We start from the raw sequence: 23,410 nt of genomic DNA on the forward strand, positions 1-23,410 counted from the left end.
CCCGGGTTTTGCCGTTATATCGATTGCAGATATCAGGCGATCGAACTCGTACCGATCGAGCCTTGGATGCTTGCCGCAGAAACACCGGTCAGGGTGATGTGCGTACCGTCGCTCAGAGTGACCAACGCTCCCGGCGAGCCACTTGTGGTAACCTGAGTGATCGCGGCAATGTTGGTGCCGTCGACCGCGAACAGTTGACTGGTCTTGCCGAAATTCGTGATCACGTCGTTGCCGCCGGAATTGCCGGAGGTTCCGAAGAAAAAGATGTTCGACGAACCCGTCATGGTCGAGCCGGTCATGGTTGCCGAACCAGTCGACCCGAAGAAATACTGGGTGTCCTTACCGGAACCCATCATGACGTCCGTTCCGCTGCCCGCGGCGAAAAGGTTGGTGCCCGTAACCGACGTCGCCATAAGCGTCTCATTGCCCGAACCGGCGAAGAGATAATTGGCACCACTCGAGCTTGTCGCGCCACCGCCGCCGGCCACCAATGTGTCATTGTTGCCGCCGCCGACAAGGAAGACGCTGCCGTTGCCGCCGACCAGCGAGTTACTGCCGGAGGTACCGCCGATGAACGTGCCGCCGCCGTTACCGCCAAATACCGTGGCCTTACCAGCACCGGCATTCATTGAGCCGGCAACCGACCCGTTGATGAAATCGACACTGCCGGCATAGCCGGTCGGTGTTCCCGCGTAGACTGAGGCAGAACCTGTCGCGACGACCGTGTTCGAACCGGCATATGTTTTGACGGTATCCTCACCGGCGCTGACCGTAACGGCAGTGTTACCGAGCATATTGATTGTATCAGTCCCACCGGCCGCGACAACACTGTTCTTACCAGTGCCGGTGAAGAGATCGACGTTACTCGATGCCCCGAGAAGATAATTGGCGTTAGTTGCGCCACTGCCATTGAGCGTCAATGCGCCGGGAGCCTGCACCACAACTGAACTGTAGATACTCGATACACCGACGACATTCGAAACCGAACCCGCCGTCGTTGCCCCCACCGAATCGGTGTTGGACAGGACGAGGAGATTGCCGGTGCCGGAAACCGTGGAGCCGTAGACCGAACCATTCGCGAGATCACTGTTGGTCAGACCTTCAGTTCCACCAACTACGCTGAGACTGAGAGCACTCAGCGACGATTGCAGGCTGGTCAATGCAGACGTCGAAAGGCCCGACACCGGGACACTGACAGTGCCTGAAATCGTCGTGTTGTTGACACCGCCTACAACCGTAACGGAACTACTCATCGGGAAGCCTCCAAAAACTTAATTTATGGTTTCCAGATAACTGACCCGATGCTGCAAAGCAAGGAAAACTTCACGGTCATTTATTAACTTCTGATGGCACCCAGACTAACCAGCACCAGAAAACCGCAATATATGCCTCATTTTCGGGCAACCCCTTGCCGGTAACGGAAAGCCTCCCTTCCAGATCATTACGTTTCCTGCAGCGCACAATCGGGTTCGATAGTCGGCCAGAGTTAGTGCAGATTCCCTAACTCTCGCGCAAAAGTCTCCGATTTTAATGATCCGGACCCAATTCTCCCTAACTGATTTTTAGAATAATTTTGCCGACGTGAGAGCTATTTTCCATCACTTGATGCATTTTTGATACACTCTCCCACGAAGCAGTTTCCGCTATGACGGGTCGGACGCGGCCTGCCTCCAACCACGGCCACACGGTTTCGTGAAGTTGGGTCGCAATCGCCGCTTTTTCCGCAGCGGTACGGGGCCGCATCGTCGATCCCGTGACGGTGAGCCGCTTGATCATGATCGGCAGCAGGTCGAACTCCTGCGCCACGTTTCCCTGCATGAACGCAATCTGCACCAGCCTGCCGTCCCGCTTGAGGGCGGAAAGATTGCGCTGCGCATAAGGCGCACCGACCATGTCGAGGATCACATCGACTCCGGCTCCCTGGGTCATTTCCTTGATGTCGGACAGGAAATCAGCCTCCCGATAATTGATGGCGCCAGTCGCACCCAATTCGAGGCAGGCTGCGCACTTCGCACCCGATCCGGCGGTTGCGTACATCTCCGCGCCGAAGGCGACGCCCAGTTGAATTGCAGTCACGCCAATCCCGGACGTTCCGCCGTGAACCAGAACCGTCTCTCCGGGCGCGAGTCGTCCGAGTTGGAACAAATTGGCCCAAACGGTAAAGAAAGTCTCGGGAAGAGAGGCCGCCTGAACCGCATCGAAGCCAGCGGGCCAAGGCAGGCACTGTCCAGCCGGCACGGCGACAAATTCGGCATATCCGCCGCCATTGCACAGAGCCGTGACATGATCGCCGCGATTCCAGGTCGTAACCCCTGGCCCACAGGCCACCACCTCCCCGGCAACCTCCAGTCCAAGAATGGGGCTCGCACCGGGCGGCGGTGGATAAGCACCTTTCCGTTGCTGGATGTCAGGTCGGTTCACCCCGGCAGCCGCCACCTTGATGAGGATTTCGTCGGACTGCAGCGAAGGCACCGGCCCGGTGGTCAGATACAGCACGTCCGGACCGCCTGGTTGATTGAAGGTGATATGACGCATCTCGGCGGGAATGCTCATGGCGGGGCTCCTGATTCATGATAATGCGCGAAACGACCGGCACGGGTCGGCACCCATCGCTCTCGCGAACACACTCTATATATAGGCAGCATGACCGCGCCACCGCCCCCACATTCACCTTACGGTTCCCGGCTCGATCGTCGCTCTCTGATCGGTGCGGGGTTTGCCGGTCTCGCTGCCGTAGCGGTCTCCCCGGAGAGCGCGATCGCCGCCGGTGGCGCAAAGGCTCCGTCGCCCCCGTCTCAACCAACCCTCTGCGGATTGTTTCCCAGTTCAGGTCCGGAAGCGCTTGCAGGTGACGAGGCGTGGCGCGGCGTGACTCTTGCCCTCGATACCGCCAATCGGTCTCGGCCGAACCCTATCCGGCTGATCCGCGCCGACGCGGCGGACCCCACGAAGAGCATCGCTGCCCTGGCAGCCTCAACCCCGCCGACCGCCTGCCTCGGGACAATGTCCTCATCCCGCTCTTTTGCAGCGACGGCGGCTGCGGAACTTGCGAACATCCCCTACGTCGAACTCGATGCGCCAGCCGATGCGATCACCACACGCGGGTTCAAAATGCTCCATCGGACGGGGCTTACGACGACCGATCTCGCAATTCGTACCGTTGCAGCAATTACGGGCCTGCTGGCGCCGGCATGGCATCGCGCCCCTGGGACGCTGCGCGTGGCACTCCTGTTCGATGACGGTGCTACCGATGGGGCCTTTGCCGCATCTATGCTCGCCCAGGCGAAGCAGGCGAAGCTCCCGGTCCTGCTCGTGATGGGATATGCTTCGGACAAGCTGGACCTTTCCAATCAGGTCGAGCGGATGCAGCGCGCCCAAATCGACTTACTGATCCATGCCGGGCAACCGGAGCACGTCATACTGCTTTACGAAGCCTTGGCGATCGCGGCATGGCGACCGCGCATGATCATCGGCGCCGGAAGCGGGTATGGCATGTCGGCAATCGGTGATGCTCTTGGTCATCGCATCGAGCACACCATGGTCGTCGATGCACCGCTTTATGATAAACCCGCGCAGGCGATTTTGCGGGCATACCGCGATCGCTATGCAACGCCGCCGCACAGCAGCATCAGCCTCACGACTTACGTGGGGACCATGCTCGTCATTACCGCCCTCGATCAGGGCCGGAGTCTTGGAGCGGCACTGACCGCACTCAAACGCAAGCGCGGTGCGTTGGCGAACGGTTGGGGGGTCGATTTCGATGCCGACGGCCAAAACCGCGCGAGCTTCGCCACGCTGCAGCAATGGCGATCTGGAGCGTTGGTCACGATCGATCCGTCGATCGAAGGTGCGAAAGCTCCGCGCACGTCGCTATGACGCAGGAGGCGACGAGCCCGACGACTCCGGCTATTCTAGTAACCCGAGCTGGCGCAGGGCACTCATCTGGCGGGTCATGACCAGATCGGCGACGCGGGATGCATGGCACTCGGCTGCAGGATCGACCACGTATCGCGCCGTTTCGTTCAGCCGGATCGACAGAGCATGGCCGCCTTCGAGCATCGCTGCGGGAATCACCGCCTCCCCATTGGTCCAGCGATGGGTGAATTCATCGTTGTGCCATCCCGAGCGCAGCGACCGGTCGGACAGGGCGACCCTCCGGTTACCCGCCACGGTCTCGACTTCGAGAGATGCAACATCAATCCCGAGTCGGCGGCGATCGCGTGAGGCTGCATCGCACTCAGCCGGCACCATAGCGTTCGAGAGAAGAACGAGATCGCCCTGACTATCGGCTAGGTCAACCCGAAAGTTCAACTGGTCAATCGCGGTCACCGGGAGTTCGACCGAGTTACGCAGTGCGCGCAGACGGCAGTCGGCGCTGCGCTGCAACGCTGGAAGCCGATCCATCAGGCGCTGTCTGATCCGGTCGAGGCCATCGCCGTCATCGATGAATGGCGCACAGCCGGCCATGCGGGTCGTCTGCGTCAGGTGCGGATGCAGAACCATCGCGCCGGTCCCGTTCTCGAAGAAGTCGCGATGGCCGGTATCGAGATAGGATTCGACCGGCAGAGATTCCGCCAGCAGAATGTCATGGCTCTCGAGTTCGACGTGATAATAAATGATCCGATCGCGCTTTTCCTGAATGATCGACCGGCCATTCAGGAGCGCCTTTGCAGGAACCAAGCACCCATCGAGATAGACGCCGTGATCGGGCGACAGGTAGAGTGGGCGCTCCGGCCACCCATGGTCGATCGCCCCGGCTTCGATCCGGATCGGCCAGACTGTTTCGGGACGCGGATGGCGCGTGGCTTCGATCAGGCGCCGACCGACCCATTTGACGGGCCGCATTGCGCCGCTGTCGGTAATCAGCCGATCCCCCGGTTCCATATCCTCGACCGCGATGTCGCCATGCAGACCGAGTAATCGGGTGCCCTCAAGGAAACACACGGTCAGATCGACGCCGCCCCCTTCCGTCGCGTCTGGAGAGCGGCCACATGGTTCCGGCGTGACGTTTTCGACAATACGACCCGCAGCAAGCTCCCCGGAAACGACGGAGGCGTCGCCTTTGCCGACGGTACCGGCGATCGTTGAACGACCGATGGCGGCGGAGATTACAGTTATGTCACCCATTGTCCGCTCCTGCACTAAACCCTGCGTAATCACTACGTATCAGGAGCACCGATCGGTTGCAATCTATTTACATTTTGTTTATTCTACTTTTGATAACAGAGTATTTTTTAACAAAGACACGTTTCAAATTTTATTTCTCGCCAGAATTCCGTGTCTAAATGATGTTACGCCTACGATTCCTCGGATAACAACGTCCCTGAGCCAGCCCGGCGGTGTTTGCTATTTTAATTTATATAATCCGGAAATAACAGCCGAACTTACATCCGGCCGTTATATTCAATCGTTCAACTCGATCAATTCAAGCCGTCATACGGCACCAGCCCACCGATCAGACCATCTTTTTGAGCGATGGCGAAGCCTTGAACCGAACCGTCTTGCCCGCCTTCACCTTGATCTCCTCGCCGGTGCGAGGATTGACGCCCTTTCGCGCCTTGGTCTTGCGGACGGTGAAGGTTCCAAAACTCGGCAGAGTGAACTTGCCGTTCTTCTTAAGTTCCTTGACGATCGCTTCCATCAGCTCGGTCGCGGTCCGGTTCGAGGCCACGCCGGTGAGGTTTGCCGACTTCTGAATGACTTCCGCGAGAAACGCTTTCGACATGGTCGAAGCCCCTTTCCTGTTCTTGATCGGCCCCATCGCCATGATGGACGAACCGATGCCGGGCTTCCGGCTGGTTGAAGAATCCTACGCACCCGCCAAGAACGAATCGGCGAGCCCCGATTCTTGTAACGATTCGCAGAAACTTTGAACAGGGGGTAGGTGATGCCTGCAAAAAATCAAAGCAACGCCATCACCGCCATGCCGCCGATAAATGCCAGAAGACCCAGCCCGAGCGAGACGAACCCAAAGCCGACGATCTCGGTCACCACTGATACCGAAGCAAGGACGATGGCAATCTGCAAGGCTCCCACCGCTATTTCCAGCAAATGGTACCGCTCCAATTGATGGTCGCGCGCCTCGGTCTGGCGCAGCGCCTGCTGTTTCAGCTGCGCTTTGCCTTCCCGCCCCGCCGGGTCTGAAATCTCCTTGGCGGCATGTGCCTGCGCCGCCTCGGCCAGCGCGGCCACCGCCGGATCGTTTCCTCGCGCCATGGCCGCCAAGGTCGAGGCCTGACTCGCCGCGATATCCGCCTTGATCGATTTCGCCTGATAAAACGCCCACGTATCGCTCACGGCGATCTGCTTGGCGATGTAATCGTTCTGCGCCGATTTCTCGCCCATCTCGCAGATCGCAAGGCATGCCGCCAGGATACCGATCAGCAACGCCATCCGCCGCGCGTGATGCGCCTCGGGATGCTCCTTCAAATGCTGGTGTCGCTCCAGACTGTCCGTTGCAGTCTCGATCCCGTCCATGTCACTCACCAGAAAGAAGAAGATGGTGCCCAGGGGCGGAATCGAACCACCGACACTGCGATTTTCAGTCGCATGCTCTACCAACTGAGCTACCTGGGCCACGCGTGAAACGGGGTCTAGCCGATGCGCGCACCGTCATCAAGGGCAACGGCGAAAACGGCGTCCATTTTGGCAGAAGGGGGTAAGAAACCCTGATATCTCAATTCTTAAGCGCGACCGCCTCCGGCATCTCGATGTCGATCTCAAGAGTCGATATCGTGCCATCCCGGTCGAGTTTCACCTTAACCTTCTCCCGATCGATTGCGATGTGCTTGGCAATCACTGCGAGGATTTCCTCCTGCAGAATCGCTGCCAGATCCGACTTACCCGACAAGGCTCGCTCATGAGCGAGCAACAGTTGCAACCGTTCCCGCGCCACTGGTGCCGTGTTGCGAGAGCGCGAGAAGAAGCTGAAGATGCTCATGCGACGTTCCGCCCAAACAACCGGCTCATGAAGCCCTTTTTTTCCACCGGCAAGGTCACTGTCACCGCTTCGCCCAACAAGCGTCGCGCCGCCTCGGCGTAAGCCCGCGCCGGCCCCGATGCCGGGTTATGCAACGTGACCGGGCAGCCGACATTCGATGCTTTCAGCACATCCTCACTGTCGGGAATGATCCCCAGTAGTGGAATCGCCAGGATTTCGAGAACATCCTCGACTTTCAGCATCTCGCCACGCGCCGCCCGTGCCGCATCGTAGCGGGTCAGCAACAGATGTTTTTCCATCGTCTCGCCCGCTTCGGCGCGCGCTGTCTTGGAATCCAGCAATCCGATGATCCGGTCCGAATCCCGCACCGAGGAGACCTCGGGATTGGTCACCACCACCGCCATATCGGCATGACGCATCGCAAGCGTCGCCCCGCGTTCGATCCCGGCCGGGCTGTCGCATACGATCCAGTCGAATTTCTCGCGTAGTTCCCCGATCACCCGCTCGACACCCTCCGGGGTCAACGCGTCCTTGTCGCGGGTCTGCGAAGCCGGGAGCAGCGACAGCGTCTCGACCCGCTTGTCGCGAATCAGCGCCTGCGCGAGCTTGGCGTCGCCCTGCACCACGTTGACAAGGTCGAACACCACCCGCCGCTCCGCTCCCATGATCAGGTCGAGATTGCGCAACCCGACATCGAAATCGACGACAACGACATTCTGTCCCGCCTGCGCCAGCGCCGCGCCCAGCGCCGCCGATGACGTTGTCTTGCCGACGCCGCCCTTGCCCGATGTAACGACCAGAACCTTCGACATAGCGTGCTTCCCTAATCCAGCGCCGCGAGGCGCAATTCCTTGTCGTCCAGCCAGATCTGCACGGCTTTGCCCTGCAACCCATGACCCCAGTGATCTGCCGTACGGTACAACCCGTCGATCGCGAGCAGTTCCGCCGCCAGTTTCGAACAGAAAATCCGCGCATCGGCCCCGCCGAGCAACCCGGCCACCGCCCGCCCACGCAGGGTGCCATACACGTGAATCGAGCCTCCGGCGATGATCTCCGCCCCGGACGACACCGGCCCGATCACAGTGACATCGCCCTCCTCGAAAACGACTGATTGCCCGGACCGGACCGGGCGGTTGATCAGAAGCGAAGGTCGCCGCTCCACGGTGGCGGCTTCAGGTTCGACAACTGATTCGACTCCGACTGGCTCGATCGTCTCCGGTACGTCAATGAACTTATCCGGCCTGCCTTCCCGCCCGGGTGCGGCCAACGTCGCGCCGAACCACGGCGTTCCGCGCAGCAACGCCATGTCGACCCCTTCGACCCCGATGATCCGCAGGTCGCGGGCCTCCAGCGCAGCCAGAATTGTCGCCGGATCGTCATCGGCCTCGGTCATCGCTGCCAGATTGACCACGACCGGCCGGTCCACGAAAAATCCCGCCGAACGCGCCATCTGCTGGTCGAGCGCTGCCAGCCATGCCTCGAACGGCGGCTCGGGCACCACGATCAACGCCATGAACGAGCGCCCGCGGATTCGAATGGTCGGTAGCGGAATTGTCATGTTCGACACGCTCAGCACGTAGCGGTCCCGGCTTCACCCCGTCAACAACGGAGTGAAATTTTGATCGCGATTTTCAAAAACATGTTTACGATTCAATGACTTTACCAACCGATCACGCACCGCTCCCGCCATGTGCTCGACTCGCAGCCCATTGTGCTCTCACCGGATCAATCCTGAGGCGACCGCACGCGCCCGGCTGGCCGCGATAGAGCGGCTTACGGCAATTGCCGCCTCCAGCGCCAACCGCCCGGCCGCCGCCCCGACCAGAACCGGCGCACCATCAAGACAGGCTGCATGGAACGCGGCATGTTCCGCCGCCAGCGCGTCATGATCCTCCCACGATGCCGTCTCCAGCCCGAATTCCTCGAAACCCGGCAGTTTCATACCCCGGTCCCGCCCGATCAGCGTGAGCTTCTTCGCCGCGAAATCGACCGTGAGATATCCCGCTTCCGAAAATATCCGCATTTTCCGTTCGGTCTTCAACGAAATCCGGCTTGCGGTAATGGTCGCCACGCACCCATCGGCAAAATGCACCCGCGCGTTGGCGATATCGTCATGCGCGCTGGCGACCGCCGCACCTACCGCGTCAACGCTCTCGATCGTCTGCCCCACCAAGGCCAGCACCAGATCCAGATCATGGATCATCAGATCCAGAATGACCGAAACATCAGTGCCGCGCGGCTTGAACGGCGCCACCCGCACCGCTTCGATGTATAATGGCCGTCCCATCCGCGCCGCAACGGCACCGTGGGCCGCAGAGAACCGCTCCAGATGCCCGACCTGCAACACCTTTCCACATACCGCCGCCGCCGCGGCCAGTTCATCCGCCTCGTCCAGCGTTGCCGCGATCGGTTTTTCGATCAGCACATGCCGCCCTGCCCCCAGCGCGCGCATGGCGATCGAAAAATGCGTATCGGCGGGCGAAGCGACGATCACCGCATCCGCCGCGGCAATCAATTCATCCAGCCCGAGCGCGGCACAGCCCGCTTCCACCGCTACCTGTTCTGCCCGGGCCGCATCAGGATCGTGCAGCCCGACCAGCAACGCGCGCTCCGCCGCAGCGGTCTTGAGCGCATGAAACCGTCCGAAATGCCCCGCACCGATCACGCCGACCTTCAACATAAGCTCCCGATCCTCCCGCATTTGCGCCACACTTGCACGCGCAAGCCGGCCCCGCCATACCACCCCCGCCTCGCCATCGTGGCAAGTTCAAGGACCCAACGCCGGCCATGCTCTATTTCTCGCGCCTGAAAACCACTCTGATCGTGCTGTTCTGCGCGGTCGGCGTGCTGCTCGCTCTGCCGAACCTGATCAAGCGGCCGCTGCCGGATATCCCTTGGCCGCAGATCCATCTCGGGCTCGACCTGCGCGGCGGCTCCTATCTGCTGATGCAGATCGACATGAACGCCGTGATCAAGGAGCAACTCGCCGGCCTGACCGACGATGTCCGCCATACGCTGCTTAAAGCCGATATCGGCTACACCGATCTCGGTGCCAATGTCCTGGCCAAGCGGGTCCAGTTCAATCTGCTCAAACCGTCGGACGCCGCCGCCGCCAAGCCGCTCCTCGAAAAACTGATCAATCCGGTCGATGCCGCGGGGGGAGCCCCCGATCTCGACATTAAGATCACCCCTTCCGGTGCAGTAACCCTCACCCTCTCACGCGCCGGGCTGATCGCGAAGGAATCCCAAGCGCTCGCTCAGTCCATCACCATCATCGGGCGCCGGATCGATGGCTCAGGCGTGGTCGACCCCCAGATCGCGCGTCAGGGCACCGATCAGATCGTCATCCAGTTGCCTGGCGTATCGGACCCCAACCGGATCAAGCGCCTGCTCGGTAAAACCGCGCATATGACGTTCCACATGGTGGCGCAGAATGTGAATCCGGCCACCAAGATCCCTCCCCCCGGCGTCGAAATCCTGCCGATGCTGAACGACCCCACGCAATCGATGGCGATCCAGTCGCGCGTCGCGGTCGATGGCGCGGATCTCACCAACGCGCAGGCCGGTCAGGATCCCCAATCCGGGCAATGGGTGGTCAATTTCACCTTCAACGGCGTCGGCGCCCGCAAATTCGCCGAAATCACGACCAAAAACGTCGGTAAGCTGTTTGCCATCGAACTCGACCACAAGATCATCGAAGCCCCGGTAATCCAGACACCGATCATCGGTGGTCAGGGCCAGATCACCGGCAATTTCACCGCCCAATCCGCAACCGATCTCGCGTTACTGCTGCGCGCGGGCGCCTTGCCTGCACCGCTCAAGGTGGTCGAACAGCAGAGTGTCGGCCCCGAACTCGGCGCGGATGCGATCCGCGCCGGCATCATCTCGCTCGCGGTCGGGTTCGTGCTCGTGATCGCCTTCATGGCAAGCTTCTACGGCCTGTTCGGCTGGTTTGCGAACATTGCCCTGGTGGTGAACCTGCTTCTTCTCGTCGCGGTCCTGTCCCTCCTCGGAGCCACCCTCACCCTCCCCGGAATGGCCGGGATATTGCTGACCCTCGGCATGGCAGTCGATGCCAACGTGCTGATCAACGAGCGTGTCCGCGAGGAGGTCAAGCTCGGTCGGAAGCCCCTCGCCGCGCTCGAAGCGGGTTATAAGCGCGCCTACGGCACCATCATCGACTCCAATGTCACGACATTGCTCGCGCACATCATGCTGTTCATCTTCGGCTCGCCGCCAGTGCGCGGCTTCGCCGTGACCATCTGCGTCGGCATCGTCACGACCTTATTCACCTCCACCGTTCTGGTACGGCTGATAACGGCACGCTGGTATATCGCCCGCCGCCCCGCCGCCCTGCCGGTCTTTTGAGGCTCATGACATGAAATTCCTTACCACCCCTGCCTTCCGCCTGGTGCCTGACGGCACCCGCATCCGCTTCATGAAGGGCCGCTTCATCGGCCTGATGGTCTCGGCGGTGCTCTCGACCGCCTCGATCATCCTATTCTTCCATCCCGGCCTCAACCTCGGCCTCGATTTCAAGGGCGGCGTCGTGATCCAGGTTGCCACCCCGACCAAGCCCGATTTCGGGAAACTTCGCTCAGGGCTCGATGCCGTGCATCTGCAGGGAGCGTCGCTCCAAGGGTTTGGCAACGGCAAGGGTGTCCTGATCAGCCTCGAATCGAAAGCCAACGCCCAGGCGACCGAAAAATCTCTCACCGCAGCCGAAACCGTGGTGAAAACCTCGCTGCCCGGCGCCGTGATCCAATCGACCCAGGCAATCGGCGCATCGGTCTCCGCGACTTTGTTCCGCCAAGGCATCATCGCACTGGGCCTGAGCTTCCTGATGATCCTGGTCTACATCTGGTTCCGGTTCGAATGGCAGTTCGCGGTCGGTGCGGTTGCGACCCTGATCCTCGATGTCACCAAAACCGTCGGCTTCATGGTGATCACCCAGATCCCGTTCGACCTCGTGACCATCGCCGCCATTCTCACCGTGATCGGCTACTCCACGAACGACAAGGTCGTGGTCTACGACCGGATGCGCGAAAACCTCCGCAAATACAAAACCATGCCGCTACGCGACCTGATCGACCTGTCGATCAACGAGACCCTTAACCGCACACTCGGCACTTCCAGCACGGTCTTCCTCGCCGCATTGCCGCTGGCCCTGTTCGGCGGCGCCTCACTCTCGGGCTTCGCCTGGATCATGCTGTTCGGCATCGTCGTCGGCACCTCGTCGAGCATCTACATCGCCGCCCCCATTCTCCTCCTGCTGGGCGAACATCGTCTGCGGCGTGGCCCCCGGACCAATGAAGATCCCACCGTCGCCAAGGGTAAAGCAGTCAGCCGGACGCGTTGACTGCCGAATCGGTGGGCGCCCGGCGGCGTGCGGCCTTATGTGCGACTACGCCCCGCACCGTACCACGCCAATCAAGGTCCCGGTTTGCACGTCCACCACCGGCGCTTCGTGCCAAAGGTCGTTCAATACCTGCGTCTTGACCGCGTCTGGGTCGTGCGACTGCAGGACCGGTTCGACGTTGGTCATAAGGTCGGCGGCGGCGCCGGTAACCAGCATGCGGGTCAGCGGCTGCACTGCCTTGACCCGGTCCGGCGTGATCCGGCCCACCAGACGACCGTTTTCATCGACGACGTAAACCGGATGTTGAGATGCTTCGTCCGCGAGGAGTTGTTCCAGGACATCGCGGTATCCGGCCCAGATCGGTAAGCTTGGTCCTGCCATGATGATCAATCCGGCGGACGACCATGGTGGCGGAGCGGTTGGGTCGTGCCGATCGGGACTTTCGATCCTGATCTGGCCGGTATAGACCGAACGGCGGTCGAACAGCCGCATGGTCACGGACGCACCGCCGACCGCGATCAGCATCGGCACCAGAATCGTGATGACATGATGGGTGAGTTCGATGACCAGAACGATGGCGGCCAATGGGGCCTGCATGGTGGCAGCCAGAACGGCCGCCGCGCCGATCACCGCGTAGCTCCCGGCCGTCGCTCCGGGCCATGCCAGCGCCCAGACGCCGCCGAGCGCTCCGCCAAGCATGGCGCCGAACATGGTCGATGGCGTGAACAAACCGCCGGGCGCGCCGCTGCCCAGACAGGAAGCCGTCGCCAACGGTTTAGCCACGATCAACCCGAACAGGAGAGCGAGTCCCAGTTGACCCTGAAAGGCGAGTTGCGTCATGCCGCGCCCGTTGCCAAGCAATTGCGGCAACCAGACCGAAGCGATGCCGAGGGCCCCGAACACCACGACCGGTGCCATGAGTGAGACACCGGCTTTCGGCCTGACCCGCGATGCCTTCACGATCAGGCGGACGAACCCGACGCCGGCGAGCCCGGCGATCGGGCCGAACGGCACGGCCCAGACGATCTGGCTCGGTGCGAGGACGAAGTGGCTGATCAGATAGGTCGGCTGCGCCGGCAGCAGCAACCATGACACCGCGGTCGCGATATATGCCGTGGCCAGCGCCGGCGCGATCAGAGGCAGGACGAGCGTGCCGAGCATGACTTCGAGCGCGAACAACGCGCCGCCGAGAGGAACGTTATACACCGCACCCAGTCCGGCACCGGCGCCGCAGGCGGTCAGAAACCGGGTTTCCGCCGGGGACAGCCCCGCCCATTCGGACAATTTGCTGGTGATCGCCGCCCCGGTCTCCTTCGGTGCGGCTTCACGGCCAAGGGAGGCGCCCATCGCAACGATGACAATCGAAAGGACGCCCTGCAGGAGCGTTTTGATCGCGGCGATGTGAGTTGCCTTGAACCACACCGCCTCATCGATGGCCCCGGCCTTGCCGCCCGGACTACGTCGGAGCGCCCACACCCCGAAAGCGGCGACGATGCCCCCACCGGTGACGACCGCGATACGGCGCATCGGCGAAGCGCGTTCGACGGCCGTCTGAAAATCTCCGGTACTGTAATCGAACAAGCCGTGCTGGATCAGCCGCAGCAGATCCATCAGCAGCCCGGCCCCGAGCCCGGTGCCGATGCCGGTCAAGCCCACCATCAGCCAGAATCGAACCGAAAACTGAAACGAAACCTGCCCGGGCGCGTCGTTGGGTTGGAGCAGCCGTCCCGCGTTCATCCGATTGGCCACCCGCTCGGTTGCTTTCGGAAATCTGCCGTCACGCCGGACCGGCGGTGTGGTCGACCAATGAACGTGCGGCCTGGGGCGCGTTGCGGATGGTACCGGGCGGTGCCGGCGTGAGGTCGCGGGTCAAGGCAGCGGTAATCAGAGCCTGAGCGATCGGCGCCGAGACCGAGGCCCCCTCATTGCCATGTTCGACCGCGACCGCAGCGGCATAACGGGGGGCATCGGCTGGCGCGAAAGCGATGAAGAACGCATTGGGGCGGAATTTCCACGGCAGGTTGGCGTCGTCATAATTGGCCTTTTCCTGGGCCTGGGTCAGGTCGTGGACCTGGGCGGTCCCGGTCTTGCCGGCCATGAACACTCCGGGAATGGTCAGGCGCGAGGCATAGCCGGTGCCGAGCTGGGTGTTCACCACATCGAACATGCCCTGACGGACGGCGGCGAGATTGCGGATGTCGAAGCCGAGGGAGGGCCAGTCATCCGGCGCACGGCCCGATTGCACGATCTCGCCGACCGCATTGGCGATATGGGGGCCGATGGCACGACCGGTGGCAATGCGTGCGGTCATGGTCGCGAGCCCGAGCGGGGTGACCTGGGTGAAACCCTGACCGATGCCCTGGATGACGGTGTTGCCCTTGGTCCAGAGCAGTTTCCGCTGCCGGGCCCAGGCGCGGGTCGGCAGGAATCCATGAGAGACGCCGGGCAGGTCGAGCGGGAGTGCGCCGATCAGGCCGAGTTTGCGTCCCATCGCAGCAATCCGGTCAATCCCGGCCACGAGCGCGGTGTGGTAGAAAAACACGTCGCAGCTCTGCTGGAGCGCATTGATCACATTGATCGTGCCGTGGCCCTGATGACGCCAGCAGTAGAACGTATGATTGCCGAGCTTGAGGTAGCCCGGGCAGTAGAAGGTTGTGCTCGGCGTGATGGCGCCGCATTCGAGAGCGGCCATCGCGACATTGGGTTTGAACGTGGACCCGGGCGCGTAGAGGCCGGCGGTCGCTCGGTCGTTCAGCGGACGCTTCGGGTCGGTCATCCAGGATTTCCAGACCGTTTCCGGCACGCCGGCATCGAAATAGGTCGGGTCGAAGCCGGGCCGGCTGGACATTGCGAGAATGGCCCCATTGGTCGCGTCGAGAAGAACGGCGGCTCCGGCCTGACCGGCGAGTTGCTCCGCCGCGAGGCGCTGGAGCCCGGCATCGAGCGTAAGCTGAACCGTGGCGCCCTGGGTGCCGTTGTCACGATCGAGTACCCGGATGACGGTGCCGTGGGCGTTGACTTCGGTCTGCACGATACCGGGATTGCCGCGCAACGCATCGTCGCGTGCACGTTCCACACCGGCACGCCCGACGCGCATGCCCGGCAGGGCGAAGACCGGGTTGTCCTGCGCCTGGGCCTGGGTGGGACGGGCGACATACCCGATCGTGTGGGACGTGATATCGCCCAGCGGATAAGTGCGCGACGCCCCGACATCGACGAACACGCCCGGAAGCGCTGTGGCGTTCACCTCGATTTTGGCCATATCCGACCAGTCCAGATAGTCCTTCAGCAGGACCGGGACGTAGCGGGGTTTGCCGGCGATGTCGCGGGCGATGCGGGTGCGCTCGGCCGGCGAAAGCGGGATGAGGTGGGCGAACTGATCGATCACCGCTTCAGGATCGGGCGCCTGGATCATCATGAACAGGGCGCGCCAGTGCTGCTTATTGCCAGCAAGGATCAGGCCGGTGCGATCTGTGATGACACCGCGTAGCGGCGCGAGCATGCGCTCGTTGACCGAGTTCTGTTTCGCAAGCGTGGCGTATTTCCCATGCTGGAGCACCTGCATGCGGTAGAGGCGGATGCCCAGAGCGCCGAATCCAGCGACCTGGGCTGCGCCAAGGAGCAGAGCGCGGCGGCTGAACACCGGGCGAAGTTCGCGCTCGCGCTTCATGCCTGCTCCGGCGCCGCGGCACCTCGATGTGCGCGGATCAGTACGACGGCGAGCAGCGGGTAGAGCAGGATCGCAATGATTGCCTGGGTGATGATCGGGCCCGGGGGCAGGATCGCGAGATCGAGCAGGGAGCGCGTCGCGTATTCCGCGGCAGCGACGGCGAGAACCACGCCGGCAAAGGCAAGCCAGACAAGCGGAAATCCCTGAGCGACCAGCGATCGACGTACCGCGGCGATACCGGCCTGCTCGATCAGCAACAGAGCGGCCCACATGCCGAGCGGCGAGGCGCCGAGCAGGTCGAGCAGGACACCGAGCAGGGCAACCACCGGTGCCGGCAGAGACGCGGGCCGATACAGCGTCCAAAAGAAGACCGAAGCAACGACAAAGCCGGCGCGGCACGCCGGTTGCCAGGGCAGCAGGCCCGGAATGCCCAGAACCACCACCATGATCAGAATGCTGGTGGCTGGCAAGGCGTGGCGAGCCGCCCGATCGAGGCCACGCCAGAGTTCCACACCGTCCATGTCAGGTCGGCTGACCGGGCTGACTCATGGATGGGACGGATTGCCCGGCGGGTCTGCCGGAGCGGCGGACTGGGTGTCGTACTCGAACAGGCGAAGGACGCGCAGACGCGTCAGCCCGGCGAACGGGACGACGACCGGATCGTTACGGCCCTTGTAGCGCACGATGCCAACCGGCAATCCGTAGGGAAACACGCCGCCGACCGCGCTGGTCAGCACGATCTGTCCCTCACGCGGCGGATCGCCCGGCGCCCAGTAAATCAGGCGCGGCGTGGCGCTGTTCTGGCCTTCCATGATCGCACGTTCGCCGTGTCGGCCGATCGCGACCGGGACACGGCTGTTGAGATCGGTGATGAGCAGGACGCGCGCACTACGTGAGCCGGATTGAACGACGCGCCCCACCACGCCGCGCCCGTCCATCGCAATGGCGTTGACGATGTCGTGGGCCTCGCGCGGGATTGTCACCAGCACGGAGCGCGCATAGAGCCCGCCGAGATCGGCGATAACGCGCGCGGCGAAGAAATTGGGGGTGGGGGTCGGGACGAAATGAAGTTGTGATTTCAGCGCGGCGTTCTGTGCCGCAAGGGCGAGCGCCACGGCCCGCCAGCGCTGCAGGGCTTCGTTCTGTTTCGTGAGGGCCAGATTTTCGGCATGGAGGCGGAACCAACTACCGAGCGCGCCTCGATCCTGCTCGATGGCAGCGACCGGAGCGGCTGCGGCGCGATACACCGGAGCCAGGGCATCGTCGAGCCCGGTACGCAACATGTCACCGAGATGACGATCAGCCCGACCAGCCAGGATCAGGCCGAGAGACGCCAGCAGCATCACCGGTAATGTGAGGCGGGACAGCGCTTGGCGGACGGGAATTGATAGCCGCAGCATGCGGCGGGCTCCGTTGAAAAATCGATACAAAGGTAGCGTTTCGGTGACAAACCGTGCCGCCGCGTCGATTTCCCGTCTTACGCTACATGCAGCAGCGCGCCAATGCCGATCGTGCAATGAGCGGACGAAATTTGATCACGAGGAGTGGCCGCCGATCAATCCGTGTGATCGGCATCACGCTTGCGCGTGTACTCAGTGATCGCGCCGAGCACCAAAGCTGCGAACACGGCCTTGGCCGGATCCTTGCGTATGAGCGTCTGGGCAAGGGCAATCGCTTCCGCGACGACGCCAAGCCGCGCCCGCGCCAACATGGGGCGGGGGCGACGGTTCCAACGAAAGCTGGCCAAACCAAACAAAGCGATGGCAAGAACGATGAACACGGCAGCGAAGATCAGCGACGCATCGAGTGTACCCAGTGCATCGGCGACCGCTTCATAGGCTGCCGCAATCAGAAAGCCGATGCCGATCAAGCCGACGCCGAGACCCATCACGCTCATCGCGATCCGTTGCGTCAGATGGCGGATCGTGAACCCGTCGAACAGGTTGAATAGAACTCTCAGCAAGGGACGCCCCTGATGTAACGAATGAATAACGTGCAAAAGCCGGCTGCGCGACGCGGTACTGCGCCGCGCCCGGACATCAGGAGCGGCGGCGGCTGATCAACTTGGCCGCAATGAAACCGACACCGGCAGCGATCGCGAGCGCGGCGAAGGGCTGTTCATGCACTTTCTTTTCGACCTTCCCGGCGGCCTTGCTGCCTTGAACACGCAATTGTTTGCCAAGGTCGGTCATTTCGCCTTCGATCGAAGAGAGGCGCAGGTCGATTGCATGCTTGAGTTCCGCAAGCTTTTCCGGACTGTCGTTGAATTCTTTCATCGTATCGCCAGCGAGGCGCACCAGCTTGGTACGCAGATCTTCGAATTCGTCCTGAAACCGATCGAACTCATGGGTGAGTGTGCCCATCGCATCCTTACGCTTGCCGCCCCAATACGCCATTGAAAATCCCCTTCGCTGAAAGCGCGGCGAAGTTGCCGCCTGTTGCCTTTCAGGAATGGGGGTTCATGCCTTCGGCTTCAACCGTCGAATTTGGTAATGAAACCGTCCTGAACCGGCAACGGATGTCGCGTCGCGATGCTGTGCCAAGACAATGAACGCGCTACTTCCGACCATTATAGGATTTCGCTAATTTTCACCTTTTCCTGATTGGATTTGTCGATTACTGATCGACCCATGAGCCAGATGCCGACGCACCCCAACCGCTCGCTCGCCGGCCTGTCGTTGCGCGACCTCGAATACGCGCAGGCCGTGGCGGAGTTACGCCATTTCGGACAGGCCGCCGAGCGATGCGGCGTGTCGCAGCCCGCCCTTTCCGAGCAGATCCGCAAACTCGAGGCGCTGCTCGGCGTCGCGTTGTTCGAGCGGACCAAGCGCAGGGTCGCGCCGACCGCTGCCGGGGCGACCCTGCTCGCCCAGATCGAGCGGGTCATGGCCGAGGCGCGGCATCTGCTCGCCCTGTCGCATGGGCAGCCGGGGTTGCTCGAAGGCGTACTGGCGATGGGCGCGATCGAGACGCTGGGGCCCTATTATCTGCCGGGTGTTTTACGACTGATGCGCTCGGAGCGACCCGATCTCTCGCTGCGGCTTACCGAGGCGCGGACGGTGCGGCTGATCGAACGTCTGGTCGGCGGTATGCTGGATGTGGCGCTGCTTGCTTTGCCGGTGCCGCGCGCGGGGTTGGTTTCGGTGCCGTTATTCTTCGAGCCGTTTCTGCTCGCAACGCCGCCCGGCCATTTGCTCGCAGGGCTGCACCGGCTGACGCTGGATGATCTGCCCGCCGAGGACCTGCTTCTGCTGGAGGATGGGCACTGCCTGCGCGATCAGGCGTTGAGCCTGTGCAACGCGAAGCCCGCGACACGCCACGCCACCAGCCTCGAGACGCTATGGCAGATGATCGCCGCGGGCGAGGGATATTCACTGCTCCCGGCGCTCGCGGTTGCGGCACGCCCGGAACTGCACGATCTGGTCGTATGCCAGGAACTGGCGGATGCCGCAGCGGGGCGGACCATCGCGCTGGTGTGGCGCGGATCGGACCCCAGGACACCCGCGTTTCGCACCCTCGCATCGGTTCTGGCCGCCATGCGCCCGGCAACGACCCGACCCGCAGCCGCCGAGGGATGACAGCCCCGTGCCCGAACTCAGCGCTGGCGCGACATTGCACGAGGCAATGATGACGAGCGCGATTGCAGATGCTACCGCCGCGCCGATGCAGGACAGCCCAGATCGTTTCACCTTCGGCTCGCCACTGAAATCACCGCTGGTGCGGGGATGGCTCGGCGACGCTGCGGGACTGTATCTGGCAGGAGTAATGAATACGACGCGTTGGACCATCGAGGCCGACGATCTGCTCGACACGCTCCGGCAGGGAACGCCCTGCATCATTGCCTTCTGGCACGAATGCCTGCCAGCAATGCCGGTGCTGTGGCGCACCGCCGGGCGGATCGCAACGGGGCCGACCGGCTATGTGCTGGCGAGCCGCCACCGCGACGGGCAGTTGATCGCGCGAACGATGGGACGGTTCGGCGTACGTGCGATCGGCGGTTCGACCTCGCGCGGCGGGGCGGCCGGTTTGCGCGAGCTGGTGCGGCTGATCGGTCTTGGTCATCCGGTCGGGTTGACGCCGGACGGGCCGCGCGGGCCGCGCCGACGAGCGGCACCGGGCGTTGCACAACTGGCGGTTCTCACCGGGGCACCGGTATTCTGCGTCGCCGCCGCTACCTCGCGAGCGATCACGCTGGGCAGTTGGGATGCCATGCGGATTCCTCTTCCGTTCAGCCGTGGTGCCGTGGTGGCCGGCGCCGGGGTTTCGGTGACTCGCGGGGGGTTGGAGGCGGCGCGCGCGGATATAGAGGCGCAACTGACCGCCAACCTTGCGCGCGCGCAAATCCGATGTCGCTAGGACTGCCTCTCTACCGGGCCGCGACCACGGCGGCATCACCGTTTCTGCCGTGGTGGCTGGCGCGGCGAATGCGCGGGGGCAAGGAAATCGAGGCCCGGCTCGGCGAGCGTTATGGCATCGCGCGCATCGCGCGGCCTGCGGGAAGGCTGGTCTGGGTACATTGTGCGAGCATGGGCGAAACGATGTCCGCCCTGCCGCTGATCGGCGCGCTTGCGGTTCATGCGAACGTGCTGCTGACCACCGGTACCGTGACCTCGGCGGAACTCGCGACGCAGCGGGCACTCGCGATCCATCAATTCGTACCGCTCGATGTACAGGCCTATGTCGCGCGGTTTCTCGAACATTGGAAACCGGATGCGGCGGTGTTTCTGGAATCCGAACTCTGGCCGAATATGCTCACCGGGCTCGATGCACGGGGCATCCCGCGATTTTTGTTCAACGCGCGGCTCTCAGCGCGGAGTGCTGCGCGCTGGAAGCGGTTCCCCAAGGTGGCCAACGAGGTGTTCGGCGGGTTCGCGGTGATCGCGGCCCAGTCCCGCCACGATGCCGCAGCGCTGCGCGGCCTCGGGCTGCGCGAGGTGGAGAGCTGGGGCAATCTGAAGTTCGCGGCCCCCGATCTGCCAGACAATGAAGCGGCGCGCGCGGCGCTGAACGCAGCTTGTCCCGGCCCGTGGTTGCTCGCGGCTTCGACCCATCCGGGCGAGGATATTCCGATCATCGAGGCTCATGGCGCACTGACCCGGCTGCATCCGAGCCTGACCACGGTAATCGTGCCGCGCCATCCCCATCGCGCCGAGGCGATCGTCGATCTGGCACGCCGCTTTCCGCTGGCCCGGCGCTCCCGGGGCGAGATGCCGGTCCCCGGCGGGATTTATCTCGCCGATACGCTGGGCGAACTTGGGTTATTCTATCGTCTGTGTCCCCTCGCGTTCATCGGCGGAACGCTGGTGCCGGTCGGTGGGCATAACATGATCGAGGCAGCGCAACTCGGATGTGCCGTGGTCATCGGGCCGCATTACGAGAATCATTTCGAGGCGATGAAGACCTTGCACGCGGTCGGCGCATTGGTCGATGTGATGGATTTCATGGAACTGGAAGCGACGCTCGCGCGGCTGATGAGCAACACCGCACGGCTTGCCGAAATGGGGGCGGCGGGGCGTAGCGTATGCGAAGGCTTCGCGGACCTGCCACAGCGGCTGGCCCGTCGGGTCATCGAGGTGATCCCGTGATGCGGCCACCGGAATTCTGGAAACACGACGGGGTGCTGAGCCGGGCCCTGGCACCGTTGGGGGCAGTGACGAGCGCCATCACGGCGCGGCGCATGGCGCGGACCGGCTTCGATTGTGGGGTTCCGGTGGTGTGCATCGGCAATGCCGGGGTCGGTGGTGCCGGCAAGACGATTCTGGCGCGGCACGTCCTGGGAATTTACGAGGCGCGCGGGGTGCTTCCGTGTGCGCTGAGCCGGGGACATGGCGGTCGGGTCAACGGACCGGCGCTGGTCGATCCGGCGCGGCACAGCGCCGGGGATGTCGGCGACGAAGCGCTGCTTCTCGCTGCGACGGCGGCGACCATTGTGGCACGCGATCGCGCCGCCGGAGCGCGGCTCGCGGTGGCGGAGGGAGCGCGTGTCATCGTCATGGATGACGGGTTGCAAAATCCTGGCCTGGTCAAATCGGTCACCCTGTTGACGATCGATGGCGGAGCCGGCTTCGGCAACGGCCGGCTGCTCCCCGCCGGTCCGCTGCGCGAGAGCGTCGTGGCGGCCGCGGCGCGATGCGATGCCGCCGTCATGATCGGGAATGATGCGCGCGGCGCACGGGCAATGCTGCCTCATACCTTGCCGGTGCTGACCGCACGGATCGTCGTGCGCGGGCCGGTTCCCCTGCGGGGGCGGCGTGTCGTGGGCTTCGCGGGAATCGGTCGACCGGACAAGTTTTTCGAAAGCCTTGCGGGATTAGGGGTGGAACTCGTAGCCACGCGCGGCTTTCCCGATCATCATCGCTATACCGTGGCCGACCTCGCCCGGCTGCGCGGCTTTGCGGCACACCACCGAGCGCGACTGGCCACGACCGAGAAGGATGCCGTGAAGCTGCCGGATGCGTTTCTGGCAGACTGCCTGATCATCCGGGCAGGGCTCGTCTTCGATGATCCCGCGGCGCTGAACGATTTATTGCCATGACCATGCTGCAACGACTGGAATATGCGGTGGCGCGGGCATTTCTCGCGCTGTTCCGCGCACTCGGACCGGCGGCGGCAAGCAACCTCGCCGGTGCGATCGGGCACCGATTAGGGCCCATGATCCCGACCTCGCGGGTCGCGGAGGCCAATCTGGTAGCGGCGATGCCGGGGCTCGACCGGGCGGAGCGGCGGCAGGTGATCGGCGCGGTGTGGGATAATCTGGCGCGCAATGCGGGTGAGTTTCCACATCTGGCCGGATTGCGCGAGACCAGTGTTGGACCAGGGTTCGAGATCGTGGGTGCCGAGCATGGGCGCACCCTGGCCGCACGAGGTGGGCCGGCGGTTCTGCTCACCGCGCATTGCGGCAACTGGGAAATCCTGCCGGTGGCCCTGCGCTCACTCGGGCTGCGGTTCGGGTTCTTCTATCGGGCTGCCGCAAATCCGGCGGTGGACCAACTCATCATCGACCTGCGCGCGGCGGCGATGGGCGAGCCGGTGCCGATGTTCGCCAAGGGTGCGGCGGGCGCGCGCGGTGCCTACGCGCATCTCGCAAGGGGCGGGATGCTCTGCATGCTGACCGACCAGAAACTAAATGACGGTATCGAAGTGCCGTTTTTCGGGATGACGGCGATGACCGCCCCGGCACTCGCGGTATTTGCGCGGAAATTCCGCTGTCCGATCCTGCCGGTGCATGTCGAACGGATCGGGGCCGCACGGCTGCGGGTGGTGATCGAACCCGCTGTTCATGCGCAGGCGAGCGAGGACAAAGCTGCGGATATCGCCGAGACGAGCTTGTGGATGAACCAGACGATCGAGCGCTGGGTGCGCGCACAGCCGGGCCAGTGGCTCTGGCTGCACCGCCGCTGGCCGAAACGAGTGGCGGAGTTGTAACATTTCGTTTAGGATT

At 63.0% G+C, this 23,410-nt stretch carries 23 protein-coding genes and 1 tRNA gene; 8 read left to right on the forward strand and 16 right to left on the reverse strand.

Annotated features, from left to right (window positions below):
- Positions 1–32: 32 nt before the first annotated feature.
- On the reverse strand, positions 33–1,253 hold the full coding sequence (locus SIL87_RS14655; protein WP_319614871.1) for a hypothetical protein: 1,221 nt from the start codon (positions 1,251–1,253) through the stop codon (positions 33–35).
- 298 nt (positions 1,254–1,551) lie between these two features.
- Positions 1,552–2,553 carry an NAD(P)H-quinone oxidoreductase gene (locus SIL87_RS14660; protein ID WP_319614872.1) on the reverse strand — a complete coding sequence of 334 codons (1,002 nt, stop codon included), beginning with the start codon at positions 2,551–2,553 and terminating at the stop codon, positions 1,552–1,554.
- A gap of 315 nt (positions 2,554–2,868) precedes the next feature.
- On the opposite strand from SIL87_RS14660, the gene SIL87_RS14665 reads away from it, so the two are divergent.
- Positions 2,869–3,876 carry an ABC transporter substrate-binding protein gene (locus tag SIL87_RS14665; protein WP_319614873.1) on the forward strand — a complete coding sequence of 336 codons (1,008 nt, stop codon included), beginning with the start codon at positions 2,869–2,871 and terminating at the stop codon, positions 3,874–3,876.
- 30 nt (positions 3,877–3,906) lie between these two features.
- On the opposite strand, the gene SIL87_RS14670 is transcribed toward SIL87_RS14665, so the two are convergent.
- The 8 genes from SIL87_RS14670 to SIL87_RS14705 all read right to left on the reverse strand — a co-directional run bounded on the left by SIL87_RS14670 (position 3,907) and on the right by SIL87_RS14705 (position 9,620).
- On the reverse strand, positions 3,907–5,127 hold the full coding sequence (locus tag SIL87_RS14670) for a Hint domain-containing protein (protein WP_319614874.1): 1,221 nt from the start codon (positions 5,125–5,127) through the stop codon (positions 3,907–3,909).
- A 328-nt stretch (positions 5,128–5,455) separates the two neighbouring features.
- The gene (locus SIL87_RS14675; RefSeq protein ID WP_319615992.1) at positions 5,456–5,725 is read right to left on the reverse strand and encodes an HU family DNA-binding protein; all 270 of its coding nucleotides are present in this window, start codon (positions 5,723–5,725) and stop codon (positions 5,456–5,458) included.
- Between the two features lie 176 nt (positions 5,726–5,901).
- The gene (locus SIL87_RS14680) at positions 5,902–6,477 is read right to left on the reverse strand and encodes a DUF4337 domain-containing protein (RefSeq protein WP_319614875.1); all 576 of its coding nucleotides are present in this window, start codon (positions 6,475–6,477) and stop codon (positions 5,902–5,904) included.
- A 23-nt stretch (positions 6,478–6,500) separates the two neighbouring features.
- Positions 6,501–6,576: transfer RNA gene (locus SIL87_RS14685), tRNA-Phe, on the reverse strand.
- A 100-nt stretch (positions 6,577–6,676) separates the two neighbouring features.
- Complete coding sequence (gene minE / locus SIL87_RS14690; protein ID WP_319614876.1) at positions 6,677–6,940, reverse strand: cell division topological specificity factor MinE; 264 nt, start codon at positions 6,938–6,940, stop codon at positions 6,677–6,679.
- The gene (minD, locus tag SIL87_RS14695; RefSeq protein WP_319614877.1) at positions 6,937–7,752 is read right to left on the reverse strand and encodes a septum site-determining protein MinD; all 816 of its coding nucleotides are present in this window, start codon (positions 7,750–7,752) and stop codon (positions 6,937–6,939) included. The genes minE and minD overlap by 4 nt, the downstream gene beginning before the upstream one ends.
- Before the next feature lie 11 nt (positions 7,753–7,763).
- Positions 7,764–8,498 carry a septum site-determining protein MinC gene (gene minC / locus SIL87_RS14700; protein ID WP_319614878.1) on the reverse strand — a complete coding sequence of 245 codons (735 nt, stop codon included), beginning with the start codon at positions 8,496–8,498 and terminating at the stop codon, positions 7,764–7,766.
- Between the two features lie 159 nt (positions 8,499–8,657).
- Positions 8,658–9,620 (reverse strand): Gfo/Idh/MocA family protein, encoded by a 963-nt coding sequence (locus tag SIL87_RS14705; RefSeq protein ID WP_319614879.1) that lies wholly within the window; start codon positions 9,618–9,620, stop codon positions 8,658–8,660.
- A 107-nt stretch (positions 9,621–9,727) separates the two neighbouring features.
- Here SIL87_RS14705 and secD point away from each other — a divergent pair, with 107 nt between their 5' ends.
- Positions 9,728–11,308 (forward strand): protein translocase subunit SecD, encoded by a 1,581-nt coding sequence (gene secD, locus SIL87_RS14710; RefSeq protein ID WP_319614880.1) that lies wholly within the window; start codon positions 9,728–9,730, stop codon positions 11,306–11,308.
- Between the two features lie 10 nt (positions 11,309–11,318).
- On the forward strand, positions 11,319–12,299 hold the full coding sequence (secF, locus tag SIL87_RS14715) for a protein translocase subunit SecF (RefSeq protein WP_319614881.1): 981 nt from the start codon (positions 11,319–11,321) through the stop codon (positions 12,297–12,299).
- Between the two features lie 45 nt (positions 12,300–12,344).
- Here the strand turns inward: secF and SIL87_RS14720 are convergent, their stop codons facing one another.
- The 6 genes from SIL87_RS14720 to SIL87_RS14745 all read right to left on the reverse strand — a co-directional run bounded on the left by SIL87_RS14720 (position 12,345) and on the right by SIL87_RS14745 (position 18,365).
- Positions 12,345–14,036: a chloride channel protein gene (locus SIL87_RS14720; protein ID WP_319614882.1), complete on the reverse strand. Its 1,692-nt coding sequence runs from the start codon at positions 14,034–14,036 to the stop codon at positions 12,345–12,347.
- Positions 14,037–14,076: 40 nt separating this feature from the next.
- The gene (gene mrdA, locus SIL87_RS14725; RefSeq protein ID WP_319614883.1) at positions 14,077–15,969 is read right to left on the reverse strand and encodes a penicillin-binding protein 2; all 1,893 of its coding nucleotides are present in this window, start codon (positions 15,967–15,969) and stop codon (positions 14,077–14,079) included.
- Positions 15,966–16,490: a rod shape-determining protein MreD gene (locus SIL87_RS14730; protein ID WP_319614884.1), complete on the reverse strand. Its 525-nt coding sequence runs from the start codon at positions 16,488–16,490 to the stop codon at positions 15,966–15,968. Before SIL87_RS14730 ends, mrdA begins: the two co-directional genes overlap by 4 nt.
- Positions 16,491–16,514: 24 nt before the next feature.
- Positions 16,515–17,369: a rod shape-determining protein MreC gene (gene mreC, locus SIL87_RS14735; RefSeq protein WP_319614885.1), complete on the reverse strand. Its 855-nt coding sequence runs from the start codon at positions 17,367–17,369 to the stop codon at positions 16,515–16,517.
- Between the two features lie 155 nt (positions 17,370–17,524).
- The gene (locus SIL87_RS14740) at positions 17,525–17,968 is read right to left on the reverse strand and encodes a hypothetical protein (protein ID WP_319614886.1); all 444 of its coding nucleotides are present in this window, start codon (positions 17,966–17,968) and stop codon (positions 17,525–17,527) included.
- Between the two features lie 40 nt (positions 17,969–18,008).
- Positions 18,009–18,365, reverse strand: a complete 357-nt coding sequence (locus tag SIL87_RS14745) for a DUF883 family protein (RefSeq protein WP_319614887.1) — start codon at positions 18,363–18,365, stop codon at positions 18,009–18,011.
- A gap of 243 nt (positions 18,366–18,608) precedes the next feature.
- On the opposite strand from SIL87_RS14745, the gene SIL87_RS14750 reads away from it, so the two are divergent.
- Genes SIL87_RS14750 through SIL87_RS14770 form a run of 5 tightly spaced genes read left to right on the forward strand, consistent with a single transcriptional unit; the run spans position 18,609 to position 23,394 of the window.
- Complete coding sequence (locus tag SIL87_RS14750; RefSeq protein ID WP_405055275.1) at positions 18,609–19,547, forward strand: LysR substrate-binding domain-containing protein; 939 nt, start codon at positions 18,609–18,611, stop codon at positions 19,545–19,547.
- A gap of 7 nt (positions 19,548–19,554) precedes the next feature.
- Positions 19,555–20,325 carry a lysophospholipid acyltransferase family protein gene (locus tag SIL87_RS14755; protein WP_319614889.1) on the forward strand — a complete coding sequence of 257 codons (771 nt, stop codon included), beginning with the start codon at positions 19,555–19,557 and terminating at the stop codon, positions 20,323–20,325.
- Positions 20,316–21,554: a 3-deoxy-D-manno-octulosonic acid transferase gene (locus SIL87_RS14760; RefSeq protein ID WP_319614890.1), complete on the forward strand. Its 1,239-nt coding sequence runs from the start codon at positions 20,316–20,318 to the stop codon at positions 21,552–21,554. The genes SIL87_RS14755 and SIL87_RS14760 overlap by 10 nt, the downstream gene beginning before the upstream one ends.
- Positions 21,554–22,504: a tetraacyldisaccharide 4'-kinase gene (lpxK, locus tag SIL87_RS14765; RefSeq protein WP_319614891.1), complete on the forward strand. Its 951-nt coding sequence runs from the start codon at positions 21,554–21,556 to the stop codon at positions 22,502–22,504. Before SIL87_RS14760 ends, lpxK begins: the two co-directional genes overlap by 1 nt.
- Positions 22,501–23,394 (forward strand): lysophospholipid acyltransferase family protein, encoded by an 894-nt coding sequence (locus tag SIL87_RS14770; RefSeq protein WP_319614892.1) that lies wholly within the window; start codon positions 22,501–22,503, stop codon positions 23,392–23,394. Before lpxK ends, SIL87_RS14770 begins: the two co-directional genes overlap by 4 nt.
- Positions 23,395–23,410: the final 16 nt, after the last annotated feature.

Source organism: Acidiphilium acidophilum, from assembly GCF_033842475.1.
GTDB classification, from domain to species: domain Bacteria; phylum Pseudomonadota; class Alphaproteobacteria; order Acetobacterales; family Acetobacteraceae; genus Acidiphilium; species Acidiphilium acidophilum.

What these genes read in the sequence shown, in the direction of transcription:
- SIL87_RS14655 (WP_319614871.1), bottom strand. Translation starts at nt 1,253, where the DNA reads ATGAGTAGTTCCGTTACGGTTGTAGGCGGTGTCAACAACACGACGATT.
- SIL87_RS14660 (WP_319614872.1), bottom strand. Translation starts at nt 2,553, where the DNA reads ATGAGCATTCCCGCCGAGATGCGTCATATCACCTTCAATCAACCAGGC.
- SIL87_RS14670 (WP_319614874.1), bottom strand. Translation starts at nt 5,127, where the DNA reads ATGGGTGACATAACTGTAATCTCCGCCGCCATCGGTCGTTCAACGATC.
- SIL87_RS14675 (WP_319615992.1), bottom strand. Translation starts at nt 5,725, where the DNA reads ATGTCGAAAGCGTTTCTCGCGGAAGTCATTCAGAAGTCGGCAAACCTC.
- SIL87_RS14680 (WP_319614875.1), bottom strand. Translation starts at nt 6,477, where the DNA reads ATGGACGGGATCGAGACTGCAACGGACAGTCTGGAGCGACACCAGCAT.
- minE (WP_319614876.1), bottom strand. Translation starts at nt 6,940, where the DNA reads ATGAGCATCTTCAGCTTCTTCTCGCGCTCTCGCAACACGGCACCAGTG.
- minD (WP_319614877.1), bottom strand. Translation starts at nt 7,752, where the DNA reads ATGTCGAAGGTTCTGGTCGTTACATCGGGCAAGGGCGGCGTCGGCAAG.
- minC (WP_319614878.1), bottom strand. Translation starts at nt 8,498, where the DNA reads ATGACAATTCCGCTACCGACCATTCGAATCCGCGGGCGCTCGTTCATG.
- SIL87_RS14705 (WP_319614879.1), bottom strand. Translation starts at nt 9,620, where the DNA reads ATGTTGAAGGTCGGCGTGATCGGTGCGGGGCATTTCGGACGGTTTCAT.
- secD (WP_319614880.1), top strand. Translation starts at nt 9,728, where the DNA reads ATGCTCTATTTCTCGCGCCTGAAAACCACTCTGATCGTGCTGTTCTGC.
- secF (WP_319614881.1), top strand. Translation starts at nt 11,319, where the DNA reads ATGAAATTCCTTACCACCCCTGCCTTCCGCCTGGTGCCTGACGGCACC.
- SIL87_RS14720 (WP_319614882.1), bottom strand. Translation starts at nt 14,036, where the DNA reads ATGAACGCGGGACGGCTGCTCCAACCCAACGACGCGCCCGGGCAGGTT.
- mrdA (WP_319614883.1), bottom strand. Translation starts at nt 15,969, where the DNA reads ATGAAGCGCGAGCGCGAACTTCGCCCGGTGTTCAGCCGCCGCGCTCTG.
- SIL87_RS14730 (WP_319614884.1), bottom strand. Translation starts at nt 16,490, where the DNA reads ATGGACGGTGTGGAACTCTGGCGTGGCCTCGATCGGGCGGCTCGCCAC.
- mreC (WP_319614885.1), bottom strand. Translation starts at nt 17,369, where the DNA reads ATGCTGCGGCTATCAATTCCCGTCCGCCAAGCGCTGTCCCGCCTCACA.
- SIL87_RS14745 (WP_319614887.1), bottom strand. Translation starts at nt 18,365, where the DNA reads ATGGCGTATTGGGGCGGCAAGCGTAAGGATGCGATGGGCACACTCACC.
- SIL87_RS14750 (WP_405055275.1), top strand. Translation starts at nt 18,609, where the DNA reads ATGCCGACGCACCCCAACCGCTCGCTCGCCGGCCTGTCGTTGCGCGAC.
- SIL87_RS14760 (WP_319614890.1), top strand. Translation starts at nt 20,316, where the DNA reads ATGTCGCTAGGACTGCCTCTCTACCGGGCCGCGACCACGGCGGCATCA.
- lpxK (WP_319614891.1), top strand. Translation starts at nt 21,554, where the DNA reads ATGCGGCCACCGGAATTCTGGAAACACGACGGGGTGCTGAGCCGGGCC.
- SIL87_RS14770 (WP_319614892.1), top strand. Translation starts at nt 22,501, where the DNA reads ATGACCATGCTGCAACGACTGGAATATGCGGTGGCGCGGGCATTTCTC.